The organism is Aquibium microcysteis (genome assembly GCF_014495845.1).
Lineage (GTDB): Bacteria > Pseudomonadota > Alphaproteobacteria > Rhizobiales > Rhizobiaceae > Aquibium > Aquibium microcysteis.
Genome location: NZ_CP061080.1, coordinates 5,564,123 through 5,585,789, shown reverse-complemented (window position 1 = coordinate 5,585,789; position 21,667 = coordinate 5,564,123). Strand labels below are relative to the sequence as shown.

Genomic DNA, 21,667 nt, shown 5'->3' with positions numbered 1-21,667 from the left:
TTCCGCGAGCGGGTTCAGGCGACCTGCGGGTCGAGCAGGCGGGCCGGCCGATCCAGGCAGCCGAGCGACGCGAGCGTCTCGGTGACGGCGATATCGAGCGGCGTCCGCGGCTCCTCACCCAGCAGGTCGACGAGACGGGCATTGTCGAGCCGGACCGGGTGGCGCCAGTAGGGGGCGATTTCGGCCGCCTCGCGCGGGAAGCCGCCGAAGAGGCCGGCGGCCCGGATCAGCCACCACGGGAAGGCGAAGACGCGCAGCCGGCGGCCGGTGGCCCGGCGGATCGCCTCCACCATCTGCCGGCCGTCATGGTCGCAGACGCCCTCGAACTGCAGCATCTCGAAGGGACGCAGGCGCTCCGGCGCGTCGAGCAGGCGCGCGAAGGTTTCGGCGAGGTCGGGGAGATAGGCCCAGCTGTGGCCCGGGCTGCGCGCGGGATCGACGATGCGGCGCAAAGGCCTGCCCGGCGCGACCATGACCTGCGCGAACCAGCTGGAACGGGCGCCCGGGCCGAAATAGTCGCCGGCGCGCAGGATGAGCGCGGGGACCTCGGGCGCGGCCTGCCGCAGGCGCTCCTCCACCGCGACGCGGATCAGGCCCTTGCGGCTCTTCGGCCGCTGGGCGCTGTCGGTGCCGATGACGGGCGTCGCCGCAGGGTCGAAATTGTAGATGGTGCCGGGCAGCACGATGCGCGCGCCGACGGCGCGCGCCGCGGCGATGGTGTTGTCGATCATCGGCAGGACGAGCGTGTCCCAGTTGCGGTAGCCCGGCGGGTTGACCGCATGCACGATGACCGAGGCGCCCTGCGCGGCCCGGACGACGTCGTCGCGCCGCATGGCGTCGCCGGTGATCCATTCGATGCCGGCTTGGCTCGCGGGCGTGAGTTTGGCCGCGTCGCGGACCATGCCGCGCACCCGCCAGCCATGGCGCAGCAGCGCGGCCGCGATGCCGCCGCCGATGCCGCCCGTCGCGCCGAGCACCAGCGCCGTCCTGTTCCGTTCCATCCAGCTCTCCTGTCCGGCCGTTTCGATGCGCAGAAGGTGGCGCGTGCGAGGCTGAAAAGGAATTGCAAACAATCCGACAGCTGGTAGTCATGTTTTTATGAACTCCGCCGTCGCATGGGACGATCAGCGCATTTTTCTGGCCGTGCTCGAAGAGGGCAGCCTGTCGGCCGCCGCGCGGCGGCTCGGCCTGTCGCATCCCACCGTGCGCAGCCGGATCGAGGCGCTGGAGAGCGCGCTGGGGACGGTGCTGTTCACGCGGTCGGTGAACGGGCTCGCGCCGACCGAGACCGCCGAGGCGCTGCGCGGCGCAGCCCGCGCCATGGCGATGGCCTCGGACCTGTTCGTGCGGCAGGCTTCGTCGGCCGGCGACGCGGTGGCGGGAACGGTGCGGGTGAGCGTGCCCGAGTTCATGGGGATCGAGGTGATGCCGGCCATGCTGGCGCGGCTGCGCGCGGCGCATCCGGGCGTGCGGATCGAGCTGTCGCTGAGCAACGCGCCCGCCGACCTGCTGGCGCAGGAGGTGGACGTGGCGGTGCGGACGGTGACGCCGAAGCAGGCGGCGCTGGTGGCGCGCAAGGTGGCGGCGATCCCGCTCGGGCTGTTCGCCGCGCGCAGCTACGTGGCGCGGCGCGGCGCGCCGGACAGTCTCGCGGCGCTGGCCGACCATGACGTGATCGGGCCGGACCGCAACCGCATCGACCTCGCCTTCGCCGCGCAGATCGGCGGCGGCTTCCTGCGCGAGCGCCTCGTGCTGCGCACCGACAGCCATCCGGCGCAGCTCGCCGCCGCGCGGGCCGGCGTCGGCATCGCGGTGGCGCAGGTTCCGGTGGGCGACGCCGACCCGCGGCTCGTCCGTCTCCTGCCGGAGATCGACGTCGCCGTGCTGGAGACGTGGATCGTGACGCACGAGAACCTGGCGAAGGTGCCGCGCGTGCGGGCGGTGTTCGATTCGCTGGTGGATTCGTTCGGGGCGATGCCGCGCGGGCGGTGACGGCTGAAGGCGCGTCGCGATCGTTCGGACGCGCTCCGCGCGATTCAGGTCTCCTGCTTTCGCGCCTGTCTTTGGCCCGGAACCGGTGCCTGCTTCCGGAAGACCTGCTTCAGGCCCGCGCCGCCCGTGCGCCCGTGCCGAGCGCCGCGAAGACGGTGCGGACGATGCCGGCGGTGTCGAGGCCGGCGATCTCGATCATCCTTTCGGGCTTGGCGTGGTCGGTGAAGACGTCGGGGAAGACCAGCGGGCGGATTCGGGCGCCCGATTCGAGCAGGCCGGCGCCGGCGAGGAAATGCAGGACCTGCGTACCGAAGCCGCCGATCGAGCCTTCCTCGACGGTGACCAATACCTCGTGCTCGCGCGCCAGGCGGGCGACGAGGTCGCCGTCGAGCGGCTTGGCGAAGCGCGCGTCGGCGACCGTGGTGGAGAGGCCGGCGGCGTCGAGTTCCTCGGCCGCGGCGAGGCAGTCGGCGAGCCGCGTGCCAAAGGAGAGCAGCGCGACCTTGGTGCCTTCGCGCAGCACGCGGCCCTTGCCGATGGGCAGCGCCACGCCGCGCTCGGGCATGTCGACGCCGACGCCGTTGCCGCGCGGGTAGCGGAAGGCGATCGGGCCGCCGTCATGCTCGACGGCGGTGCGGATCATGTGGCGCAGCTCCGCCTCGTCGGCGGCGGCCATGACGGTGAAGCCCGGCAGCATGGCGAGATAGCCGACGTCGAAGGCGCCGCAATGGGTGGCGCCGTCTGCGCCGACATAGCCGGCACGGTCGATCGCGAAGCGGACGGGCAGGCCCTGCAGGGCCACGTCGTGGACCACCTGGTCGTAGGCGCGCTGCAGGAAGGTGGAATAGATGGCGCAGAAGGGCCGAAAGCCCTCGGTGGCGAGGCCGGCGGCGAAGGTGACGGCGTGCTGCTCGGCGATGCCGACGTCGAAGGTGCGCGACGGGAATGCCTCGCCGAAGAGATCGAGCCCGGTGCCGGAGGGCATGGCCGCGGTGATGGCGACGATGCGGTCGTCGTCCCGCGCTTCCTGGACGAGGGTCTCGGCGAAGACCCTGGTGTAGGCGGGCGCATTGGCCGGCGCCTTGGCCTGGGCGCCGGTGATGACGTCGAACTTGTTGACGCCGTGATACTTGTCGGACGCCGCCTCGGCGGGCGCGTAGCCCTTGCCCTTCTGGGTGACGACGTGGATGAGGATCGGGCCGGCGCCGTTGTCGCGGACGTTCTTCAGCACCGGGATCAGGTGCTCGAGATTGTGGCCGTCGATCGGGCCGATGTGGAAGAAGCCCAGTTCCTCGAACAGCGTGCCGCCGGTGACGTAGCCGCGCGCATGCTCGACGGCGCGGGTGATGGCGCGGTCGACCGTCTTGCCGAGATAGGAAGTGAGCTTCTTGCCGAAATCGCGGAAGCCCTGGTAGGTGCGGCCCGAGGCGAGGCGCGCCAGATAGGCGCTCATGGCGCCCGACGGCGGGGCGATCGACATGTCGTTGTCGTTGAGGATGACGATCAGCCGGGCATCGAGCGCGCCGGCATTGTTCAACGCCTCGTAGGCCATGCCGGCCGACATGGCGCCGTCGCCGATGACGGCGATGACGTTGTTCTTCGCGCCCTTGAGGTCGCGGCCGACGGCCATGCCGAGGCCGGCCGAGATCGAAGTGGAGGAATGCGCCGCGCCGAAGGGATCGTAGGGGCTCTCGTCGCGCTTGGTGAAGCCCGACAGGCCGCCTTCCTGGCGCAGGGTGCGGATGCGGTCGCGCCGGCCGGTGAGGATCTTGTGCGGATAGGCCTGGTGGCCGACGTCCCAGATCAGCCGGTCGGCCGGCGTGTCGAAGACGTAGTGCAGCGCCACGGTCAGCTCGACCACGCCGAGACCGGCGCCGAGATGGCCGCCGGTCTGCGAGACGGCGTCGATCATCTCCGCGCGCAGCTCGGCGGCGAGCTGCGGAAGCTCTGCTTCGGACAGCTTCTTCAGGTCGGCGGGGATGGTGACGCGGTCGAGAAGCGGGGTCGCGGGCGGCGATTTGACGGTCATTCAACTGTTTCGCATTGGCCGATCATCGGGAGATAGGCGCTGGGCCGATGAAAGTAAACGCGCGAGATGGCCAAGGGTGGCAGGAGAAGCCGGCGAAAAACACATCGCCGTACCCGCCCGGCCGACCAGTGCGTCACTCGGGCAGGGGGATGAACTCCGCGGCGTCGCCCGGCACGATGTCGAAGCGGCCGGTGCGCCACTCCTCCTTGGCCTGCTCGATGCGCTCCTTCGACGAGGAGACGAAGTTCCACCAGATGTAGCGCGGCGAACCCATGGAGGCGCCGCCGAAGAGCATCAGATGGGCGCCCTCCTCCGAGGCCACGACGATCTCGTCGCCGGGGCGGAAGACGAGCAGGCGGTCGGGCGAGAAGCCGTCGCCGGCGATGGTAACGCGGCCGTCGAGCAGGTAGACGGCGCGCTCCTCGGCCGCGGCGGGGATGCGGACGCGGCCGCCGGGCGCGATCCGGATGTCGACGTAGAGCGTGTCGGACTGGGTGCGGACGGGCGAGCGGACGCCCTCGAAATCGCCGATGACGACGCGGCCCGAGGCGCCGTCGCCGGCAAACAGCGGCAGTGCGGCGGCGGCGGTGTTCTCGAACAGGGGATCGATCTCCTCCCGGTGGTCGGGCAGCGCGATCCAGGTCTGCAGGCCCGAGATCGACATCGGCGCGCCGCGCAGCTCTTCCGGCGTGCGCTCGGAATGGACGATGCCGCGGCCGGCCGTCATCAGGTTCACGTCGCCCGGCGCGATCACCATTTCGGTGCCGAGCGAATCGCGATGGCGGATTTTTCCGTCGAAGAGATAGGTGACGGTGGCGAGCCCGATATGCGGATGCGGGCGCACGTCCATGGCCGTGCCGGGGCGCAGGATGGCCGGGCCCATGCGGTCGAAGAAGATGAAGGGCCCGACGAGCCGGCGCTTCGCCGTCGGCAGCGCGCGGCGGACCTCGAAGCCGCCGATGTCCTTGGCGTTGGGGATCACCATCAGCTCGATGGCATCGCAGGCGAAGGCATCGCCGGGCTCGGGGTCGTGGCCGGGGAAGAAGCTCATCGGGGGGGCTCCTCAGGTCCAACTCAGGACGGGCGCACCATAGCGCGAGAGGTGGCGATCGTATGTGACGAACCGCATCTCCTCGACGATCGCCTGGGCGAGCATGAGCCGGTCGAACGGGTCGCCGTGCAGGGCGGGGAGCCGCTCGACGAAGGCGGCGTGGGCGGCGTTGACGTTCAGGATGCCGAAGCCGGCGGCATCGAACTCTGCGATGGCCTGCGGCGCCGTCATCGGCGGCGCGTCGCGACGACCGCGGCCATGTTTGATTGCGATCTCCCATACGGCGACCGCCGAAACCATCACCGTGCCACCCCCGACGCCGAACAGCCTGTGAATACGGACCGGGATGCGCTCCGGGGTGCTGGTCGCCCAGATCGCAACATGCGTATCGAGGAGAAGCCTCACTCCTCCTCGCCGAGGAACATCTTCCCGATCTCGGCATCCATGGCCTGGAAGGCTTCGAAGTTCATCGGCGGATACTTGCCGGCGGCAAGGCCCAGCCGGATTTTCCGCGGCTCTTCGGCCGGCGGCTCGACCGGGACCAGCCGCGCGGCGGGCTTGCCGTCGCGCTCGATGACGATCTCTGTTTCGGTGCCGTTCGCGACCGCCTCGACGAGGGTCGCGAGGTCAATCTCCGCATCGGTGAGTTTCACGACGCCCATGGCCGGGCTCCCGTTGGCAGTGGTTGCGACGAAGATACGCCGTGCGGCGGTGCGGCGCAACGCGGGGCGCTGCGGGAGGCAATGCCCGAGCGGGCGAGGAGATCTTGAAGGAAGCGCCTCCTCCATCACCCTGAAGCCGGCGCCGAGTTCTGCGGCACCCCCCTCTGTCCTGCCGGACGGGGCGAGCCACCGGTCTCGCCCATCCTTCGGCCCCGCCTCAAAGGGGGGGAAATCCGGCGCTCCGCCGTCGCGCCCGGCTGACGTCGTGCCTGTGTTTCACCCGATACCCCTTTCGGGCCGATCAAGCGCCCACGGGGGAAGCAGGATAGGAAGGGAGTTCTGCGCCCCGTCAGCCCGGATCGAGCGGCTCGACGCCCGTCGGCTGGCCGTCGCGGGAGAGGCGGATCTTCTCGACCTTGGCTTCGGCGGATTTCAGCAGGGTGTCGCAATGGCGCTTGAGGGCTTCGCCACGCTCGTAGATGGCGATCGACTTCTCGAGCGGGACGTCGCCCTTCTCGAGGTCGTCGACGATGCGTTCCAGCGCTTCCAGCGCCTGCTCGAAGCTCATGGCGCGGACGTCGTCGTTGGGCTTGTCGGTCATGGATCGCTATCCCTTCATCAGCCGCCGGACATGCACCGCCACCGACATGGCCAGGCCCTGGAGGTCGTAGCCGCCCTCCAGCAGGCTGACGAGCCGGTTGGAACAATGGCGGCCGGCGCGGTCCATCAGTTCGGCGGTCGCCCAGTCGAAGTCGGCCTCGTCGAGATTGATCTCGGCCAGCGGGTCGCGGTGATGGGCGTCGAAGCCGGCCGAGATGATGATCAGGTCCGGCCGGAAATCGTCGAGCGCCGGCAGGACGCGCGAGCGGAAGGCGTCGCGGAAGACGGCGGAGCCGGAATGCGGCGGCAGCGGCGCGTTGACGATGGTGCCGGCGCCCGTCTCGTCCTTCGCGCCGGTGCCGGGATAGAGCGGCATCTGGTGGGTCGAGCAGTAGAGGACGGAGCGGTCGTCCCAGAAGATGTCCTGCGTGCCGTTGCCGTGGTGGACGTCCCAGTCGACGATGGCGACGCGCTCGGCGCCATGCGCCTTCTGGGCGTGGCGGGCGGCGATGGCGGCGTTGTTGAACAGACAGAAGCCCATGGCCGTCGCCCGCTCGGCATGGTGGCCGGGCGGCCGGGCGGCGACGAAGACGTTGTCGGCGCGGCCGACGAAGACGTCGTCGACGGCCGCATTGGCCGCACCGACGGCGGTGAGCGCCGCCTGCCAGGTCTTCGGGCTTGCCGAGGTGTCGGCGTCGATGCGCACGAGGCCCTGCCCTTCTTCGGGCATGGCGAGACGGACCCGCTCCAGATAGTCCTGCGGATGGGCGAGCAGGACGGCTTCGGGATCGGCCTGCGGCGATTCCACCCGGTCGAGATCGTCGAAGCTCTCGTGTTCGAGAGCCCGGCCGATGGCGCGCAGCCTGTCCGGCCGCTCGGGATGGCCGGACGGCGTCAGGTGCTCGAGATAGATCGGATGCGTGTAGAGGCGCGTGGTCATGGCTGGAACTTAGGCGCTGAGCGGCCGCTTTGCCACCTCGACGGCCGCCACGGAACCGGCCGTCAACAGGGTTCTCGCCGAACGAGCCCGCCGCGGGTGGTGCGGAGCGCCGGGCGGATCAATCCTTGTCCATGATGACGGTCCGGGCGATGCGGATGCCGAAGCCTTCCAGGCCGACATAATGGCGCTCGCGCGAGGTGACGAGTTCGATGGAGGAGATGCCGAGATCGCGCAGGATCTGGGCGCCGAGACCGATCTCGCGCCACTCGTTCTCGCGGCGCAGCGCCTCGTCATGGCGCTCGTCGGTGCCCGGCGCCGGGCGCGCGCGGCGCTGGTGGGCGACGCCGACGGAGCCTTCGCGCAGGTAGACGATGACGCCGCGCTGCTTCTCGCCCATGTCGCGCATGATGCGGCGCAGGCGGTCCGAGGTGCCGAACATGTCGGTGACCACGTCCTCTGGATGCAGGCGCACCGGAATCTCCTCGCCGTCGCGGATGTCGCCGAAGACGATGGCGAGATGGTGCATCGGGTCCCAGGGCAGCGTGTAGGTGTGGGCGCGCGCCTTTCCGCCGGGGGTGTCGACGTCGAAGCTGTCGATGCGCTCGACCAGCGTCTCCTGGCGCTGGCGGTAGGCGATCAGGTCGGCGACCGAGACCTGCTTCAGGCCGTGGGTGTCGGCGAAGCTCGACACCTGCGGGCCGCGCATGACGGTGCCGTCGTCGTTGACGAGCTCGCAGATGACGCCGACCGGCGGCAGGCCCGACAGCTTGCACAGGTCGACGGCGGCCTCGGTGTGGCCGGAGCGCATGAGCACGCCGCCCTCGCGCGCGACCAGCGGGAAGATGTGGCCGGGGCGGACGAAATCGGAGGCGCCGACATTGCCGTTGGCGAGGTTGCGGACGGTGAGCGTGCGGTCGTCGGCCGAGATGCCGGTGGTGGTGCCGTGCCTGAAGTCGACGCTGACGGTGAAGGCGGTGGCATGCGGGGCGTCGTTCTCGGCCACCATGGGCGCGAGGTTCAGGCGGCGGGCCTCCTCGCGCGGCATCGGCGCGCAGACGATGCCGGAGGTGTGGCGCACGATGAAGGCCATCTTCTCGGGCGTGCAGTGGACGGCCGCGACGATCAGGTCGCCCTCGTTCTCGCGTCCGTCGTCGTCCATGACGACCACGATCTCGCCGCGCTCGAAGGCGCGCAGGGCTTCGACGATCTTCTTCTGGTCGTAGGGCATGGCACTCGCTTCGCTCGGAGGGCAGTCGGCAGTCGGCAGTCGGCAGTCGGGGAATAAACCCGTTGCCGCAGAACGCAAGAGGATTTGGTGGCGGGAGGTGAGGCGCGATTCGAGACGGGCGGCTGGGGCGCGAGCGTCGTTGGTGGGCGAGCGCTTGCCCAACCACACACATTCACGTATCTTACGGAAGTTGCGGAGAAGGTGATATGGCCAGCGTTCCAGCATCCCAGTTTCAGAAGAACTTCGGCGAGTGGCACGACAGAGTACATCAGGGGCCGGTCGAGATCACGCGCTACGGGAGGCCGACGGCCTATCTGGTCTCGGCCGATCTCTTTCAGCAGCTCTGGGAGCGCTTCCGGATCGCGGTGCCTGTCGAGGACCTGCTGCCGGGTGACATCGACCTGATCATGCAGAGCGCGGTCGCGACCGATCAACCCTACACGCTCGACGACATCCCGGAGAGCGACGACGAAACGGCGGTGCTGCCCCGGGCTCGCGGTTGAAGATCCCGTCCCATCCGCCGATCGGGCACGTGGTCGCTTACGAGTATCTCTGGGCGAGCAAGGCCGGCCGGCGCGAGGACGGAGAGAAGACCTACCCGGTTGCGCTGATCCTCGCCCGGAAGGACGATTTCGGCTTCGTGCTCACCTATGCGCTGGGAATCTCCCACATGCGGCCTCGCGAGGAACGGCGCGCGCTGGAGGTGCCGCCGAAGTTGCGACGCCATATCGGTCTCGATGCCGAGCCCCAATGGATCTATACCGACGAGGCCAACGTCTTCGCCTGGCCAGGCCCTGATCTGCGACCGGCGCGGTGGATTTCGCAGCGCCCTCTCGCGACCGACGGCTGTGTCCTCGGTGCATTGCCCGTCGACTGGTTCGAGGACGTCAAGCGTCACTTCGCGGAAAGCTACCGGCTGCGCCACCTGCAGATCACCAAGCGAACCACCTGACGGGCAGTTGCCGGCCAGCGCCTGGCCGCCGCCTCGCCTCAGCCCCGCCCGGTCTGGCCGCGGTGGCGCAGATAGTGGTCGGCGATGGCGCAGGCGACCATGGCTTGCCCGATGGGGACGGCGCGGATGCCGACGCAGGGATCGTGGCGGCCCCTGGTGCGGACCTGGACGTTGTTGCCGTCGAGGTCGATCGACTGGCGCTCGGTCAAGATGGACGAGGTGGGCTTGACGGCGAAGCGCGCCACGACCGGCTGGCCGGTGGAGATGCCGCCGAGGATGCCGCCGGCGTTGTTGGACAAAAACAGCGGTGCGCCGTCGTTGCCCATGCGCATCTCGTCGGCATTCTCCTCGCCGGTGATGCGCGCGGCCTCGAAGCCGTTGCCGATCTCGACGCCCTTGACGGCGTTGATGGACATCAGGAGCGAGGCGATGTCCTGGTCGAGCTTGCCGTAGATCGGCGCGCCGAGGCCCGCCGGCACGCCTTCGGCGACGATCTCGATCACCGCGCCGACGGAGGAGCCGGCCTTGCGGATGCCGTCGAGATAGTCGGCGAAGACCGGAACCGAGGCGCGGTCGGGCGTGAAGAAGGGGTTGTCGGCGTCGTCGACGAAATCCCAGTCCCAGTTGGCGCGGTCGATCGCCTTCGTTCCCATCGAGACGAGCGCGCCGCGCACGACGAGGCCGGGGACGACGCGGCGGGCGAGCGCACCGGCCGCGACGCGCGCCGCCGTCTCGCGTGCCGAGGAGCGGCCGCCGCCGCGGTGGTCGCGAATGCCGTACTTCGTCTGGTAGGTGTAGTCGGCATGGCCCGGCCGGAACTGCCGGACGATCTCGCCATAGTCCTTCGAGCGCTGGTCGACGTTCTCGATCAACATCGAGACCGGGGTGCCGGTGGTGACCAGCGTTTCCGGGTCGGCCTCGTCGGGCAGGACGCCGGACAGGATCTTCACCGCATCGGGCTCCTGGCGCTGGGTGACGAAGCGCGACTGGCCCGGACGGCGGCGGTCGAGATCGGCCTGGATGTCGGCCAGGCGGAAGCGGATGCCCGGCGGACAGCCGTCGACGACGCAGCCGAGGGCCGGTCCGTGGCTCTCGCCCCAGGTCGTGACGCGGAAGAGATGGCCGAAGGTGTTGTGCGACATGGACCCTTGCGACGGGCTGGCCGGCGGGCGCTGCCCCGCAGGCTTGGTGGACACGCCGCCTTGTATTGGCGTTTGGAGGACCGGTCAAACGGGCGCGCGGACGGGACGAGGCCGGCGCGGGAGCGAGCGGCGGCGGCCTCTGCGGACGGTCGGTCCCACTGCCGGAAACGCTTTGACACATTCCCTCCGTTTTGGTGTCCTAGAGCACGGCGGCGACGGGAGGAACCCGCCGGCCGAACACGCCTCGCGCGGTCGAAGCTTCATCGCCGACACCGGCCGGACGGTTATCGAGATCGACCAACTTTCAAGGTCCGGCGGAGAGCGGACCGCAACCCGAAGGACATTCCATGCGTATTGCCGTATCCGCGCTCAGCCTCGTCCTCTTCGCCTCGATGCCCGCGCTCGCGGGCCAGACGGAGGGCCGCATCAAGAGCGTCGACGAGGAGAAGCTGACGATCACGCTCGACGACGGGAAGTCGTACAAGCTGCCGGGCGAAGTGGACATGGCCGGGATCGAGCCCGGCGCCGAGATCGTCATCAATTTCGACAAGGTCGGCGACGTGAACCAGATCACCGACATGGCGGTGTACGAGTAGAGCGGTCCGTTCATGCCCGCGGTTCCGGCGGCCGATCGTCGGTGACTCGCTCGCGTCGTGACGCCGAGACGGTCTCGCCAGCGCGCGGGCGGGGGAGAAGCGCCCATCGCGCGGGCATCGGCAGATCCTGGGGACAGGCCCCAGGATGACGAGGGCGGGGTTGCGTCCTGCTGAAGCGGAGGCGGTCCGCGCGGCGGCCGCCAGCCCGCGTCATTCCGGAAGACGAACCGCGCGGAGCGCGGGGCGGCTGGCCGGAATCCATTCCGTTGCGCCGACGATCTCCAGCCTTGCGGCCGACGTCACGGAATGGATTCCGGATCCGGATGCCTCCGCTGCGCTCGGCCTCCGGTCCGGAATGACCCGGCAGGGGTGAGGCGCCGACCGCGTGACTGCCGACTGTCGAAAGCCAGAGGAGACGGGACCGGCGGGGCTTCGGAGCCTGCCGGTATCAGAGCCAGTCGAGGCGCCCGTCGCGCCAGCGCAGGATGCGGTCCTGGGGGACGTCCATCGCCGCCGCCTCGGCGCGGCCGGCCGTGCCGGTGAGCACGAAGATCGAGCGGATGACACCGCCATGCGTGACGCAGACGGTGTCGCGCTCCAGCGCCGACAGCCAGGGCTCGATGCGTGCCGAGAGGAGGTCGTAGCTCTCGGCGCCGGCGCCGGGCGGCAGGAACGACCACTTGTCGGCCTCGCGTTCGGCGGCGACGCCCGGGAAGGCGGTCTCGACCTCGTCCACCGTCCTGCCCTGCCAGTCGCCGAAATGAACTTCCACGAGGCGCGGTTCGAGCCGGTAGCCATCGCGCGGCAGACCGATCCCGGCGCGGAGGATCTCCATCGTCTCGCGCGTGCGGCGCAACGGGCTCGCCACGAAATCGAAGCGGTGCGGATCGTCGAGGAGTTCGGCGAGGCGCAGGGCGTTGCGGTGCGCCTGGCGCCGGCCGGTCTCGTTGACGTCGACGTCGCGCTGTCCCTGGAAGCGCAGCGCCGCGTTCCAGTCGGTCTGCCCATGCCGGACGAAATAGACGAGCGGGGTCATTGCCTTCTGCGCGCTGGCGGGAGGTGGAGGGGCGGCGCCCCTACTCCCTGACGGTCGAGATGTCGGGCGCGTCGACCGATTTCATGCCGACGACGTGGTAGCCCGAATCGACGTGATGGATCTCGCCGGTGACGCCGCGCGACAGGTCGGAGAGGAAATAGAGGCCCGAATCGCCGACCTCGTCGATCGACACCGTGCGCTTGAGCGGGGCGTTGTACTCGTTCCACTTCAGGATGTAGCGGAAATCGCCGATGCCGGAGGCCGCGAGCGTCTTGATCGGGCCGGCCGAGATGGCGTTGACGCGGATGCCGCTGCCGCCGAGATCGACCGCGAGATAGCGCACGCTCGCCTCCAGCGCCGCCTTGGCGACGCCCATGACGTTGTAGTGCGGCATGACCTTCTCGGCACCGTAATAGGTGAGCGTCAGGATCGAGCCGCCGTCGGTCATCAGCGGCTCGGCGCGCTTGGCCACCGCGGTGAGCGAATAGGCGGAAATGTCCATGGTGCGCAGGAAGTTGTCGCGCGTGGTGTCGACGTAGCGGCCGTCGAGTTCCTCCTTGTCGGAGAAGGCGATGGCGTGGACCACGAAGTCGAGCTTGCCCCAGCGCTCCTTCAGCGCGTCGAAGACGGCGTCGAGGGTGGCCATGTCGGTGACGTCGCAATGGCCGGCGAGATGGGCGCCGAGTTCCTCGGCGAGCGGCGCGACGCGCTTGCGGAAGGCGTCGCCCTGGTAGGTGAGCGCGAGTTCGGCGCCCTGCGCCACGCAGGACTTCGCGATGCCCCAGGCGATGGACCTGTTGTTGGCGATGCCCATGATGAGGCCGCGCTTGCCGGCCATCAGGCCATTCTTGTCCGCCATCTCGTCCTCTCCTGCACCGACTTGCGACGGATTGCCCTATCGCATAGCCGCCTGCCCCCGACAAGCGCCGAAGGACCCCGCGGGCGGCACGGCATGGGCGGCGGACGCATCAGTGCGCGGCGCGGCGCATCAGCGCTTCGAGTTCCTCGCGGCCGTCCTGCGGCAGCATGATGCGGACGTGGACGTAGAGATCGCCCGCGCCGCCCTCCTTCAGCGGCAGGCCGCGTTCCTTGAGCCGCAGCACCTTGTCGGAGCCGGACCAGGGCGGCACCGTGACGGCGATGCGGCCCTTCACGGTCTCGACCGGGAGCTTGGCGCCGAGGACGGCGTCCTTCAGGTCGACGAAGAGATCGAGATGCAGGTCGCGCCCCTCGGCGCGATAGCGCGGATGCGGGCGGATGCGCAGCTTGACCAGCGCATCGCCGCCGTTCTCGCCCTGGCCCTTGAGACGGATCGTCTGGCCGTCCTCGACATAGGCGGGAAGCTTGACGGCGAGCTTGCGGCCGTTGGGGAAGGCGACCGAGACGTGCGCGGCGGTCGCCGCCTCCTCGATGGTGACGTCGAGATTGGCCGCCGTGTCGGCCGCGCGACCGCCCCGGGCCGCTCCGGCAGCACCTGCCGCTCCGCCGCGCGAAAAGGCCTGGCCGAACAGGTCGCTGAAGATGTCGTCCGCGCCGAAGCCCGCGCCGTCGGGACCGCCCGCGCGGAACTCGAACCGCTGGCCGCGGGCGCCCGCACCGCCCGCCCCCGCACCGCGGCGGAAGGCGGCGAAGGGATCGCCCTGGGCGCCCTCGAAGCCCTGGTAGCGCGGCTTGCCCTCCGCGTCGATCTCGCCCCGGTCGAAGGCAGCGCGCTTCGTCTCGTCGCCCACGATCTCGTAGGCCTGGTTGGCCGCGTTGAAGCGGTCCTTCGCCTGCGGGTCGTCGGGGTTCTGGTCCGGATGGTACTTCTTGGCGAGCTTGCGGAACGCGGACTTGATGTCCTTGGCACTCGCGGTCCTGGCCACGCCCAATGTCTCGTAGGGGTCACGCATTCGACTGTCCGTGGTGAGAGAGGAATCTCCTGTTCACGCAGATATGAGCGCTCCTAGGAAGAAATTCCAGACCGATAGGCCGGCATCGTGGCGCAAATGGCGCGGGCGTCAGAGTGTGTGAATCAATCGAGGATGCGCAAGAATGCCCACTGAAATCCTCGAGATTTTTGGCGCAAGCTGCGCGGAAACGGGCATTCTTTCACATCCTCTCAGGCCGCTTCGAAGGTGCGGACCCACCATTCGCCGGCCATCGACATGCAGACCTCGCCACGGAAGAGCGAAACGCCCTGGAAGCTCTCGCGCGACACCCTGAACCGGCGGCACAGACGGGTTTCGTCCATGTACTGCGTGACGCCGAAGATCTCGCCCCGCGAACCGGTCTGCGAATTCGCCCAGGCGAGCGGGGCGCCGGGAGCCTCGTCGAGATTGGCGGAGGAAACGGCGTTGCGGATGGTGGTCTCGTCGGACATGCGTTCGGCATCCGGCGCGACGGCCCTGCCGCCGGAGATGGAACCGGTCTTGATCTGATCGAAGCCGAGGCTGTCGAGGCTGGGCGCGCGGGAGGTGCAGCCCGAAGCGATGAGGACGAGGGCCAGCACCGACGCACGGGCGGTCCCGCCGGCCCACGGCCCACGCACGTCCTGACTGTCTTTCCGATGCGACCGCGTCACCCGGCATACTCCCGTCGAGTGAATCCGAACCTCCGAAGTCTGGACGGGAACGGTTAACAGGTGGTTTTCGAAGCATGAAAAGACGGCGCGTTCGAATTGCGGCATTTTCTCGTTTTTTTCCGGGAACAAGCGCGGCCTCCGGCGGTTCGGCAAAGTCGGACCGTGTTCTTGCGTTCCGACGGTTTCGAAGGAGGTCAGTCTTGAAACTGCTTATTGCGACACTCGTCTCATCCGTAGCCCTGGTCGGGGCGGCCCGCGCGGCCGACGCGATCGTCTATGACGTTCCGGCACCCGCCGCGCCGGTCGTGCCGGAGAACTACAACTGGACCGGCTGGTACGTCGGCGTCTTCGGCGGCCTGGGTGCCGGCGATTCCGAGTTCGCGCTGGACGACGGCGACGACTTCGACGGCACGGTCGACGTCTCCGCGAGGGGCGGCTTCGGCGGCGCCCAGATCGGCGCGGACTGGCAGACCGGCAACTGGGTGTTCGGCGCCGTGGCCGACATCGCGGCGACCAACTATGGCGCCGAGATCAGCAGCGGCGGCGGGATCGGCGACAATTCGCTCGAGTCGAGCCTCGACTATCTCGGCACGGTGCGCGCGCGCGCCGGCTATGCGTTCGACCGCACGCTGTTCTACGCGCATGGCGGCTGGGCCTATGGCCAGATGAGCCAGACGGTGGTGCTGGACGGCACGACGGTGTTCGACGACGACGTCGGCAAGAGCGGCTATACGGTGGGCGCGGGCGTGGAGCACGCCTTCACCGACCGGCTGTCGTTCCAGACCGAGTATTCCTATGTCGATCTCGGCAGGGACGACGTGTTCTCCGACGGGGCGACGAGCCTTCGCGAGGACAACAGCTTCCACATGATCAAGGCGGCGATCAACTTCCGCTTCTGACCGGCGACGCCCGGACCGGCGCCCCGCTCCAGGCGGGGGGCCGGCACCCTTCCCCGCCCCGCTGGCCGCGTGGTTTCGTCCGCGTGACCCTTTCCGCCGCCGGTGCCCGCCTATATCAGGTCTGCGGCGGGCGGATCTCGTCACGCCGCGCAGCCATGCCAGGACGGGACGGACGATCGTGAACACCGAGACGACGCAGCAGCAGAGCGACTTCACCGAGAGCGCGGAGCCCTTCCGGCTGTTCGCCGAGTGGCTGGCGGACGCCGAGAAGAGCGAGATCAACGATCCCAACGCGGTGGCGCTGGCGACCGTCGACCCCGGCGGCCTGCCCGACGTGCGCATGGTGCTGCTGAAGGGCTTCGACGATCAGGGCTTCGTCTTCTACACCAATTTCGACAGCGCCAAGGGGCAGCAGATCCTGTCGTCGATGAAGGCTGCGATGTGCTTCCACTGGAAGTCGCTGCGAAGGCAGGTGCGCGTGCGCGGGCCGGTGGAGGTGGTGAGCGACGCGGAGGCCGACGCCTATTACGCCTCGCGGCCGCGCGGCAGCCGCATCGGCGCCTGGGCTTCCAAGCAGTCGCGGCCGCTGGAGAGCCGCTTCGCGCTCGAGAAGGCGGTGGCCGAGTATACCGCGCGCCACGCGGTCGGCGAGATTCCCCGGCCGCCGCACTGGTCGGGCTTCCGCATCCGGCCGCAGCAGATGGAGTTCTGGCACGACCGCCCCTTCCGCCTGCACGACCGCTTGCGGTTCGACCGGGCGGGAGAGGCCTGGGAGAAGACGCGGCTTTATCCCTGAGGGTCGCCCCGGCCGCGACGCCGGCCCGGACGGCCACCGATGAGCAGCCTCATCCCGATGACGACGGCGATGGCCAGCAGCGGCCATTTGGCCCAGAACGTGCCGCTCCAGGTGAAGACGTTGATGATGGTGACGACGGCGGCGGCGCCGACGAGACCGCGGATTTCCGGAGGCACGGCCAGAAGGCCGCGGCCCGGCAGCCGATCTGGCGCGGCCGGCGCGGGCATGCGGGTCGGCGAGGCCGGCGGCGCCTCGCGGCCCCAGGCGGGACTATCGGCCGGATGTGTGGCCGGCGCGCGGGCCGGCCCCGGATGCGCGACATCGCCGATGCGCACGGCATAGCTCGGCACCGGCTCGTCGATGTTCTTGGCGACGAGTTCGCCGCGGAAGTCGAACGACACGGCGACCTTGTTGCGGACCTGGTCGAAGACGGTATTGGAGATCAGGATGCCGCCGGGCTCGGCCTCCGACTGCAGGCGGGCGGCGATGTTGACGCCGTCGCCGTAGATGTCGTCGCCCTCGACGATGACGTCGCCGAGATTGATGCCCATGCGAAACTGCATGCGCCTGCCCGGCTGCAGGCCGGCATTGCGCTCGGCGAGATCGCCCTGCACCTCGACGGCCGCGCGGACGGCCTCCACCACGCTCGGGAATTCGGCGATGACGGCGTCGCCCCAGGTGTTGACGATGCGCCCGCCATGCGCGTCGACCACCCGGGACATGACGTCGCGATACTGCTTGAGGGTGGCGAGCGTGCCCTCCTCGTCGTGCTCCATCAGCCGCGAATAGCCCTGCACGTCGGCCGCGAGGACCGTGGTGAGCTTGCGGGCGGGAGCGGCCATGGCGGAGACCTCGTGGGGACGAGAGAGGGTGTAGCCGGAAGCGGACGAAGGGGGAAGGCCCGGGCCCTGCGATCGACGCGCGACCGGCGACGGGCGATCGGCGCGAACCGGATGCGCGGCCTTCAGATGCGCCGAACCGGCGGCAGGCTCCGGCTTCGCCGGATCCGGCCCGCGCCCGGAGGCTTTCGATCAATCGCCGCCGATGCGGCGGAGATACTGCATCGGCTCGGACGAGACCAGAAGCTGGACGTCGCGCTCGCGCGAATGGCGGGCCAGCGCCTGGACGGCCTTGGGCGACAGGCCGAAGGTCTCGCCGAAGGCGCGGGTGAAGGCGGACGGATGGCTGAAACCGAGTTCCGTCGCGAGCCTCGAGATCCGCACGCGCGGCTGACGCGTGTCGGAGAGCAGCCGGAAGGCGTGGTGGAGCCTGCGCTGCGCGATGTAGGCCGTCACCCCGCCCATGGGCTCGAACAGCCGGTAGAGCGTGGAGCGGGTCGTGCCGAAGGCCTCGATCAGCGCCTGCGGACCCAGCGCCGGATCGAGGAGATGCCGCTCGACGAACGCCTTGACCGCGACCAGGGAGACGCTGTGGCGCCCGGTCGCGGCCGAGCGGCCCGCCAGCGGCTCGAGACAGGCCGCCACCAGCCGCAGCATGGCATCGGCGATGCCGCGGGCATCGACCACCGAGATGGACGGGCCGAGCGCGACGACGTCCTCCATCATGCCGCGCAGCATCCTCGACGGCGCATCCACCGGCCGGACGAAGCCGTTGGCGCCGTCGAGGAAGGGCACCATCGCCTCGAGCCTGCGGCGCGAAATGGCGAGGCTGAGATTGTCGACGCCCGGCGCCTCGATGGCGATCTCCTGCGACAGGTCCATGAAGGCCAGTTCGCCCGCCGCGACCCGCGTCGTCCGCCCTGCGGCCGTCATGTCGAACCAGCCGTCGCGGTAGCAGACGACCAGGATCTGGTCGGTGCCGCGGGCGGCGATGGTGCGCGTGGTGCGGCTGAAGCGGCTTGCCGTGCCCCTGGACCAGGACACGGTGACGTCGGGCAGGAAGAACAGTCGAGTGCTGGCGGCGAAGGCTTCCGGAGCGGCGGCCGGGATTTCGAAATCGAACACGGCCATGACGAAGCGGGCATAGGCGGCGGCATCGTCGCGCTCGCCCGCGCCGAACCGGGCCGTGTAGCATTCGATCAGACCCGCAGGATCGACGTCGGGCGGCGTGACGGTCATCGCGACTCCGGACCTGCCGGGTCGGCGGCTTTCCCCGGCGTCCCAATTCCTTAACCGCCGGTTCCACGCGCCACTCTGCGCTTGAAACCGCCACTGCCCGGCTCGACAAGCGAGCTTAGGGCAGGGCTGGGAACGAGTAAACGGCGGGTGGAGCGATGTCTGACGGTCTGCAGAGCGCACCGGCGATCCGCGGCGGCCTGCGCCGCGGCGCCCCGCTGCCGTCGGTCGGCCTGATGCTCGCGCTGTGCCTGGCGTCACCGGCCGGGGCCGCCTCGATCCTGGGGGCGGACGGCGCCGACGGGACCGACGGCAGCGGCACCGTGGTCGGTGCGGGCGGCGACGGCGCCGGCAATCCCGGCAGCGGCGGCGCGCCGATGACGAACGCCGCGCCGGCCGGTGCCGGCGCCAGCGGGACGGCCGGCACCGGCGGCGGTGGCGGCGGCGGCGGCCGGGACCTGATCTTCGTATCGCCGACGATCGTGCCGGCCAACGGCGCGGCCGGCGGCAACGGCGAGTTCGGCAGCGGCGGCGCGGGCGGCACCATCACCGCGGCGGCGGGCGGCGGCGGCGCGGAGGCCGGCGGCGGCGGCGGCTTCGGCGCCTCCTCGTCAGGCTCGGCGGGCGGCGGCGGCGGCGGGGGCGGCGGCCGCGGGCTGACGATCCTCGGCACGGACGGGGTGGTCGCGATCGGCGACACGGTGACCGGCGGCAGCGGCGGCGACGGCGGCAGCGGCAGCACCGGCCTCTATGCCGATGGCGGCGCGGGCGGCGGCGGCGGCATCGGCGTGGTGTTCGGCGGCGACGGCGTGTTCCTGGTCGAGGGGAGCATCGCGGGCGGCGACGGCGGCGATGGCGGCGACGGCGGCTATGCCGGATCGGGCGGCGCCGGCGGCACCGGCCTGCGCGTGAGCCAGGGCGGCGTCACGGTGCAGGTCGACGGGACGGTCTCGGGCGGAGCCGGCGGCACCCGCGGCGCCAGCAGCTATGTGCCGACCAAGTCGGTCGACGGTCCCGGCGGCGCCGGCATCGTCGGCGCCGACCTGACGATCGTGCTCGGCCCCGACGGCAGCATCAGCGGCGGCCTTGGCGGCGACGGCCTCACCCGCGCCGACGCCGTGACCTTCACCGGCGGCGCCAACGGCTTCGAGCTGCAGGCGCAGACGTCGAGCGTCGTCGGCACCGTCGCCGCAAACGGCACAGACGACGTGTTCCGGCTCGGCGGTACCGGCACCCGCAGCTTCGACGCCGCGCTCATCGGCACGCAATACGGCGGCTTCGAGCGCTTCGAGAAGGTCGGCGGCGGCACGTGGACGCTGACTGGCACGCCGGGCGTCGCGACCGCCTGGTCGGTCACGGACGGCACGCTGGCGCTGCCCGGCGAAATGGCCGCCGACATCGCCACCACCGGGCCGGGCACCTTCGCGCTGCAGGGCGGCACGCTCGACGGCACGCTCGACAATGGCGGCACGACATTCGGCCATGGCGAAATCACCGGCGCGACCGGCAACGCCGGGACCTTCCACCTCGACGGCGATCTCGTGGCCGGCGGCCTCATCACCAATGACGGGCTGTTCACCGCGGCCGGTTCGGGCGCGGCCGGCAGCTTCTCGGTGCGCGGCGGCGCGGGCTTCGTCCATGGCGGGACGATCTCGCTCAGCCAGGCCGGCGGCATCGCCGGCGACGTGCTCGACCTGACGGGCGCCGGGCTCTTCCAGGGCGGCGCGGACAGCGAACTCGTCCTCGACATCGACCTTTCCAGCAGCGCCGCCGCCTCCGACCAGCTGCTGCTCGGCGACAGCAGCGGCCAGCTCGCGCTGCGTTTCGACCCCGATCCCGCCCGCTACGGCGCGCTGACCGCCGGCCTGCGCGTGGTGCAGACGGCCGACGGCGCCCTGCAGGCGACCGCGACCGGCCTCCAGGATCGCGGCCTCGTCTCCTACGCCCTCGAGCAGATCGGCACGGACTGGTACGTGACCAGCCGCCTCGACGCCGCGCCGCTCGGCGGCATCGTCGCGGGCCTGCAGAGCGTGCAGCGCCTCACCGACGCCGCGTTCGGCGCGATGACGTCCGGGTCCGCCGGCGCCTGCGCGGCCGGCATTTATGGCAGCGTCCACGGCGGCACGCAGGCGGTTGCGGCCGCGACCTCGGCGGGCGATGGCGGGGACGCGCGGTCGGACGTGACGGTGAACCATGGCGGCGCCCGGTTCGACGTCTCGTCCGGCTGCCTCGACATCGGGCGGGGCGACGCCACGATCCGTTTCGGTCTCGTCGGCGGCCTCGACACCGGCACGGCCCGCTACCGGCAGGCGCTGGCCGGCGACACGACGCTGACGTCGACCACCGGCTTCACGACCGGCTATCTCGGCCTCCAGGCCCGGCTGCGCGCGGGCGGCCTCGTCGCCGACGGCCGGTTCGGCTACGACGCGACCGGCTTCGACGTCACGGCCGGCATCGCCGGCGGGCCGGGCGCCGTCATCGACGGGCAGGAGACCCGCGCGCAGCGCCTCACCGCCGCCGGCTCGGTCGGCTACGTGTTCCGGTTCGCGGACGTGACATTGACGCCGTCCGCGGGGCTCAGCCTGTCGCACGCCTGGACCGGCCCGATCCGGCTCGCCAACCTCGGCGGCCGCCTCGATTTCGCCGACCGCGATGCCGCGACGGTCTTCGGCGGGGTGGAACTGGCGGCGACGGCAGCGCTCGGCGACGGTCGCGGCACGCTCCGCGCCTTCGCCGCGGCGATGCTCTCCGAGGATTTCGGCGGCGCCCACTCCTACACCTACGGCGACGACGTCGGCGGCGCGACCACGCTCAAAACCGCCATCGGCAGCACGAGCGCCACCCTGAGCGCGGGGGTGGTTTATGCGGGGACCGGCGGGGCGTCGGTGGGGATTCGGGGCGAACTGAGCTTTTCGGGCGGCGAGACGGGCGCGGGGGTGGCGCTGAGGGCGGAGGTGGGGTTCTGAGGGGGGTGCGGGGGGCGGTCATCAGCGGCGGCGTGGGGAGCCGGATCGTGTTGGAGCGTCGAGGTACGGCAGGTTGCGACGCCATTGTCGTCGTTCTGGTAGCTCCGATCTCTGCCCGAAACCTGCTGTTCATTCCGCTG

At 70.4% G+C, this 21,667-nt stretch carries 22 protein-coding genes; 7 read left to right on the top strand and 15 right to left on the bottom strand.

All coding sequences use genetic code 11. From position 1 onward, the window contains the following. Positions 1-14 precede the first annotated feature (14 nt). A complete protein-coding gene (locus IAI54_RS26305) occupies positions 15-1,001 on the bottom strand; it encodes an NAD(P)H-binding protein (RefSeq protein ID WP_187969987.1) in 987 nt (328 codons plus the stop codon). Positions 1,002-1,098: 97 nt separating this feature from the next. Between IAI54_RS26305 and IAI54_RS26300 the strand changes: the two genes are divergently transcribed. After that, on the top strand, positions 1,099-1,992 hold the full coding sequence (locus IAI54_RS26300) for a LysR family transcriptional regulator (RefSeq protein ID WP_187969986.1): 894 nt from the start codon (positions 1,099-1,101) through the stop codon (positions 1,990-1,992). 109 nt (positions 1,993-2,101) lie between these two features. Here IAI54_RS26300 and dxs read toward each other — a convergent pair whose 3' ends face one another. The 7 genes from dxs to ribB all read right to left on the bottom strand — a co-directional run bounded on the left by dxs (position 2,102) and on the right by ribB (position 8,502). Beyond that, positions 2,102-4,021, bottom strand: a complete 1,920-nt coding sequence (gene dxs / locus IAI54_RS26295; RefSeq protein ID WP_187969985.1) for a 1-deoxy-D-xylulose-5-phosphate synthase — start codon at positions 4,019-4,021, stop codon at positions 2,102-2,104. A 133-nt stretch (positions 4,022-4,154) separates the two neighbouring features. Further along, the gene (locus tag IAI54_RS26290; RefSeq protein ID WP_187969984.1) at positions 4,155-5,072 is read right to left on the bottom strand and encodes a pirin family protein; all 918 of its coding nucleotides are present in this window, start codon (positions 5,070-5,072) and stop codon (positions 4,155-4,157) included. A 12-nt stretch (positions 5,073-5,084) separates the two neighbouring features. Then, entirely contained in the window at positions 5,085-5,477 is a 393-nt protein-coding gene (locus IAI54_RS26285) for a type II toxin-antitoxin system VapC family toxin (protein WP_187969983.1), read from the bottom strand. Then, the gene (locus tag IAI54_RS26280; protein WP_235679178.1) at positions 5,474-5,794 is read right to left on the bottom strand and encodes a type II toxin-antitoxin system Phd/YefM family antitoxin; all 321 of its coding nucleotides are present in this window, start codon (positions 5,792-5,794) and stop codon (positions 5,474-5,476) included. The genes IAI54_RS26285 and IAI54_RS26280 overlap by 4 nt, the downstream gene beginning before the upstream one ends. A gap of 289 nt (positions 5,795-6,083) precedes the next feature. Beyond that, positions 6,084-6,335: an exodeoxyribonuclease VII small subunit gene (locus IAI54_RS26275; protein WP_187969982.1), complete on the bottom strand. Its 252-nt coding sequence runs from the start codon at positions 6,333-6,335 to the stop codon at positions 6,084-6,086. A gap of 6 nt (positions 6,336-6,341) precedes the next feature. After that, complete coding sequence (locus tag IAI54_RS26270; RefSeq protein ID WP_187969981.1) at positions 6,342-7,274, bottom strand: histone deacetylase family protein; 933 nt, start codon at positions 7,272-7,274, stop codon at positions 6,342-6,344. Between the two features lie 118 nt (positions 7,275-7,392). After that, complete coding sequence (gene ribB, locus IAI54_RS26265) at positions 7,393-8,502, bottom strand: 3,4-dihydroxy-2-butanone-4-phosphate synthase (RefSeq protein ID WP_187969980.1); 1,110 nt, start codon at positions 8,500-8,502, stop codon at positions 7,393-7,395. Positions 8,503-8,708: 206 nt separating this feature from the next. Here ribB and IAI54_RS26260 point away from each other — a divergent pair, with 206 nt between their 5' ends. Next, the gene (locus IAI54_RS26260) at positions 8,709-9,005 is read left to right on the top strand and encodes a type II toxin-antitoxin system Phd/YefM family antitoxin (RefSeq protein ID WP_187969979.1); all 297 of its coding nucleotides are present in this window, start codon (positions 8,709-8,711) and stop codon (positions 9,003-9,005) included. 29 nt (positions 9,006-9,034) lie between these two features. Further along, on the top strand, positions 9,035-9,454 hold the full coding sequence (locus tag IAI54_RS26255; RefSeq protein WP_187969978.1) for a growth inhibitor PemK: 420 nt from the start codon (positions 9,035-9,037) through the stop codon (positions 9,452-9,454). Between the two features lie 38 nt (positions 9,455-9,492). On the opposite strand, the gene aroC is transcribed toward IAI54_RS26255, so the two are convergent. Further along, positions 9,493-10,596: a chorismate synthase gene (gene aroC / locus IAI54_RS26250; RefSeq protein WP_187969977.1), complete on the bottom strand. Its 1,104-nt coding sequence runs from the start codon at positions 10,594-10,596 to the stop codon at positions 9,493-9,495. Positions 10,597-10,943: 347 nt separating this feature from the next. Here aroC and IAI54_RS26245 point away from each other — a divergent pair, with 347 nt between their 5' ends. Continuing rightward, positions 10,944-11,192 carry a DUF1344 domain-containing protein gene (locus tag IAI54_RS26245; protein WP_187969976.1) on the top strand — a complete coding sequence of 83 codons (249 nt, stop codon included), beginning with the start codon at positions 10,944-10,946 and terminating at the stop codon, positions 11,190-11,192. A gap of 448 nt (positions 11,193-11,640) precedes the next feature. On the opposite strand, the gene IAI54_RS26240 is transcribed toward IAI54_RS26245, so the two are convergent. The 4 genes from IAI54_RS26240 to IAI54_RS26225 form a co-directional block, all read right to left on the bottom strand. Next, complete coding sequence (locus IAI54_RS26240) at positions 11,641-12,228, bottom strand: histidine phosphatase family protein (protein WP_187969975.1); 588 nt, start codon at positions 12,226-12,228, stop codon at positions 11,641-11,643. Positions 12,229-12,268: 40 nt separating this feature from the next. Continuing rightward, complete coding sequence (gene fabI, locus IAI54_RS26235; RefSeq protein WP_187969974.1) at positions 12,269-13,087, bottom strand: enoyl-ACP reductase FabI; 819 nt, start codon at positions 13,085-13,087, stop codon at positions 12,269-12,271. Between the two features lie 109 nt (positions 13,088-13,196). Further along, positions 13,197-14,120, bottom strand: a complete 924-nt coding sequence (locus IAI54_RS26230) for a DnaJ C-terminal domain-containing protein (RefSeq protein WP_187969973.1) — start codon at positions 14,118-14,120, stop codon at positions 13,197-13,199. Between the two features lie 209 nt (positions 14,121-14,329). After that, a complete protein-coding gene (locus IAI54_RS26225; RefSeq protein WP_187969972.1) occupies positions 14,330-14,920 on the bottom strand; it encodes an RT0821/Lpp0805 family surface protein in 591 nt (196 codons plus the stop codon). 71 nt (positions 14,921-14,991) lie between these two features. On the opposite strand from IAI54_RS26225, the gene IAI54_RS26220 reads away from it, so the two are divergent. Both IAI54_RS26220 and pdxH read left to right on the top strand, forming a co-directional pair. Beyond that, complete coding sequence (locus tag IAI54_RS26220; protein WP_187969971.1) at positions 14,992-15,690, top strand: outer membrane protein; 699 nt, start codon at positions 14,992-14,994, stop codon at positions 15,688-15,690. A gap of 178 nt (positions 15,691-15,868) precedes the next feature. Next, a complete protein-coding gene (gene pdxH, locus IAI54_RS26215) occupies positions 15,869-16,486 on the top strand; it encodes a pyridoxamine 5'-phosphate oxidase (RefSeq protein WP_187969970.1) in 618 nt (205 codons plus the stop codon). Here the strand turns inward: pdxH and IAI54_RS26210 are convergent. Both IAI54_RS26210 and IAI54_RS26205 read right to left on the bottom strand, forming a co-directional pair. Further along, positions 16,477-17,328 carry an adenylate/guanylate cyclase domain-containing protein gene (locus IAI54_RS26210; RefSeq protein ID WP_187969969.1) on the bottom strand — a complete coding sequence of 284 codons (852 nt, stop codon included), beginning with the start codon at positions 17,326-17,328 and terminating at the stop codon, positions 16,477-16,479. The two genes, pdxH and IAI54_RS26210, sit on opposite strands and share 10 nt — an antisense overlap. A gap of 189 nt (positions 17,329-17,517) precedes the next feature. Next, complete coding sequence (locus IAI54_RS26205) at positions 17,518-18,564, bottom strand: helix-turn-helix domain-containing protein (RefSeq protein ID WP_187969968.1); 1,047 nt, start codon at positions 18,562-18,564, stop codon at positions 17,518-17,520. 155 nt (positions 18,565-18,719) lie between these two features. Between IAI54_RS26205 and IAI54_RS26200 the strand changes: the two genes are divergently transcribed. Beyond that, complete coding sequence (locus tag IAI54_RS26200) at positions 18,720-21,527, top strand: hypothetical protein (RefSeq protein ID WP_187969967.1); 2,808 nt, start codon at positions 18,720-18,722, stop codon at positions 21,525-21,527. Positions 21,528-21,667 lie beyond the last annotated feature (140 nt).

Coding starts and splice junctions, on each gene's coding strand:
- IAI54_RS26305 (WP_187969987.1), bottom strand. CDS start 1,001: ATGGAACGGAACAGGACGGCGCTGGTGCTCGGCGCGACGGGCGGCATC.
- IAI54_RS26300 (WP_187969986.1), top strand. CDS start 1,099: ATGAACTCCGCCGTCGCATGGGACGATCAGCGCATTTTTCTGGCCGTG.
- dxs (WP_187969985.1), bottom strand. CDS start 4,021: ATGACCGTCAAATCGCCGCCCGCGACCCCGCTTCTCGACCGCGTCACC.
- IAI54_RS26290 (WP_187969984.1), bottom strand. CDS start 5,072: ATGAGCTTCTTCCCCGGCCACGACCCCGAGCCCGGCGATGCCTTCGCC.
- IAI54_RS26275 (WP_187969982.1), bottom strand. CDS start 6,335: ATGACCGACAAGCCCAACGACGACGTCCGCGCCATGAGCTTCGAGCAG.
- IAI54_RS26270 (WP_187969981.1), bottom strand. CDS start 7,274: ATGACCACGCGCCTCTACACGCATCCGATCTATCTCGAGCACCTGACG.
- ribB (WP_187969980.1), bottom strand. CDS start 8,502: ATGCCCTACGACCAGAAGAAGATCGTCGAAGCCCTGCGCGCCTTCGAG.
- IAI54_RS26260 (WP_187969979.1), top strand. CDS start 8,709: ATGGCCAGCGTTCCAGCATCCCAGTTTCAGAAGAACTTCGGCGAGTGG.
- aroC (WP_187969977.1), bottom strand. CDS start 10,596: ATGTCGCACAACACCTTCGGCCATCTCTTCCGCGTCACGACCTGGGGC.
- IAI54_RS26245 (WP_187969976.1), top strand. CDS start 10,944: ATGCGTATTGCCGTATCCGCGCTCAGCCTCGTCCTCTTCGCCTCGATG.
- IAI54_RS26240 (WP_187969975.1), bottom strand. CDS start 12,228: ATGACCCCGCTCGTCTATTTCGTCCGGCATGGGCAGACCGACTGGAAC.
- fabI (WP_187969974.1), bottom strand. CDS start 13,087: ATGGCGGACAAGAATGGCCTGATGGCCGGCAAGCGCGGCCTCATCATG.
- IAI54_RS26230 (WP_187969973.1), bottom strand. CDS start 14,120: ATGCGTGACCCCTACGAGACATTGGGCGTGGCCAGGACCGCGAGTGCC.
- IAI54_RS26210 (WP_187969969.1), bottom strand. CDS start 17,328: ATGGCCGCTCCCGCCCGCAAGCTCACCACGGTCCTCGCGGCCGACGTG.
- IAI54_RS26205 (WP_187969968.1), bottom strand. CDS start 18,564: ATGACCGTCACGCCGCCCGACGTCGATCCTGCGGGTCTGATCGAATGC.
- IAI54_RS26200 (WP_187969967.1), top strand. CDS start 18,720: ATGTCTGACGGTCTGCAGAGCGCACCGGCGATCCGCGGCGGCCTGCGC.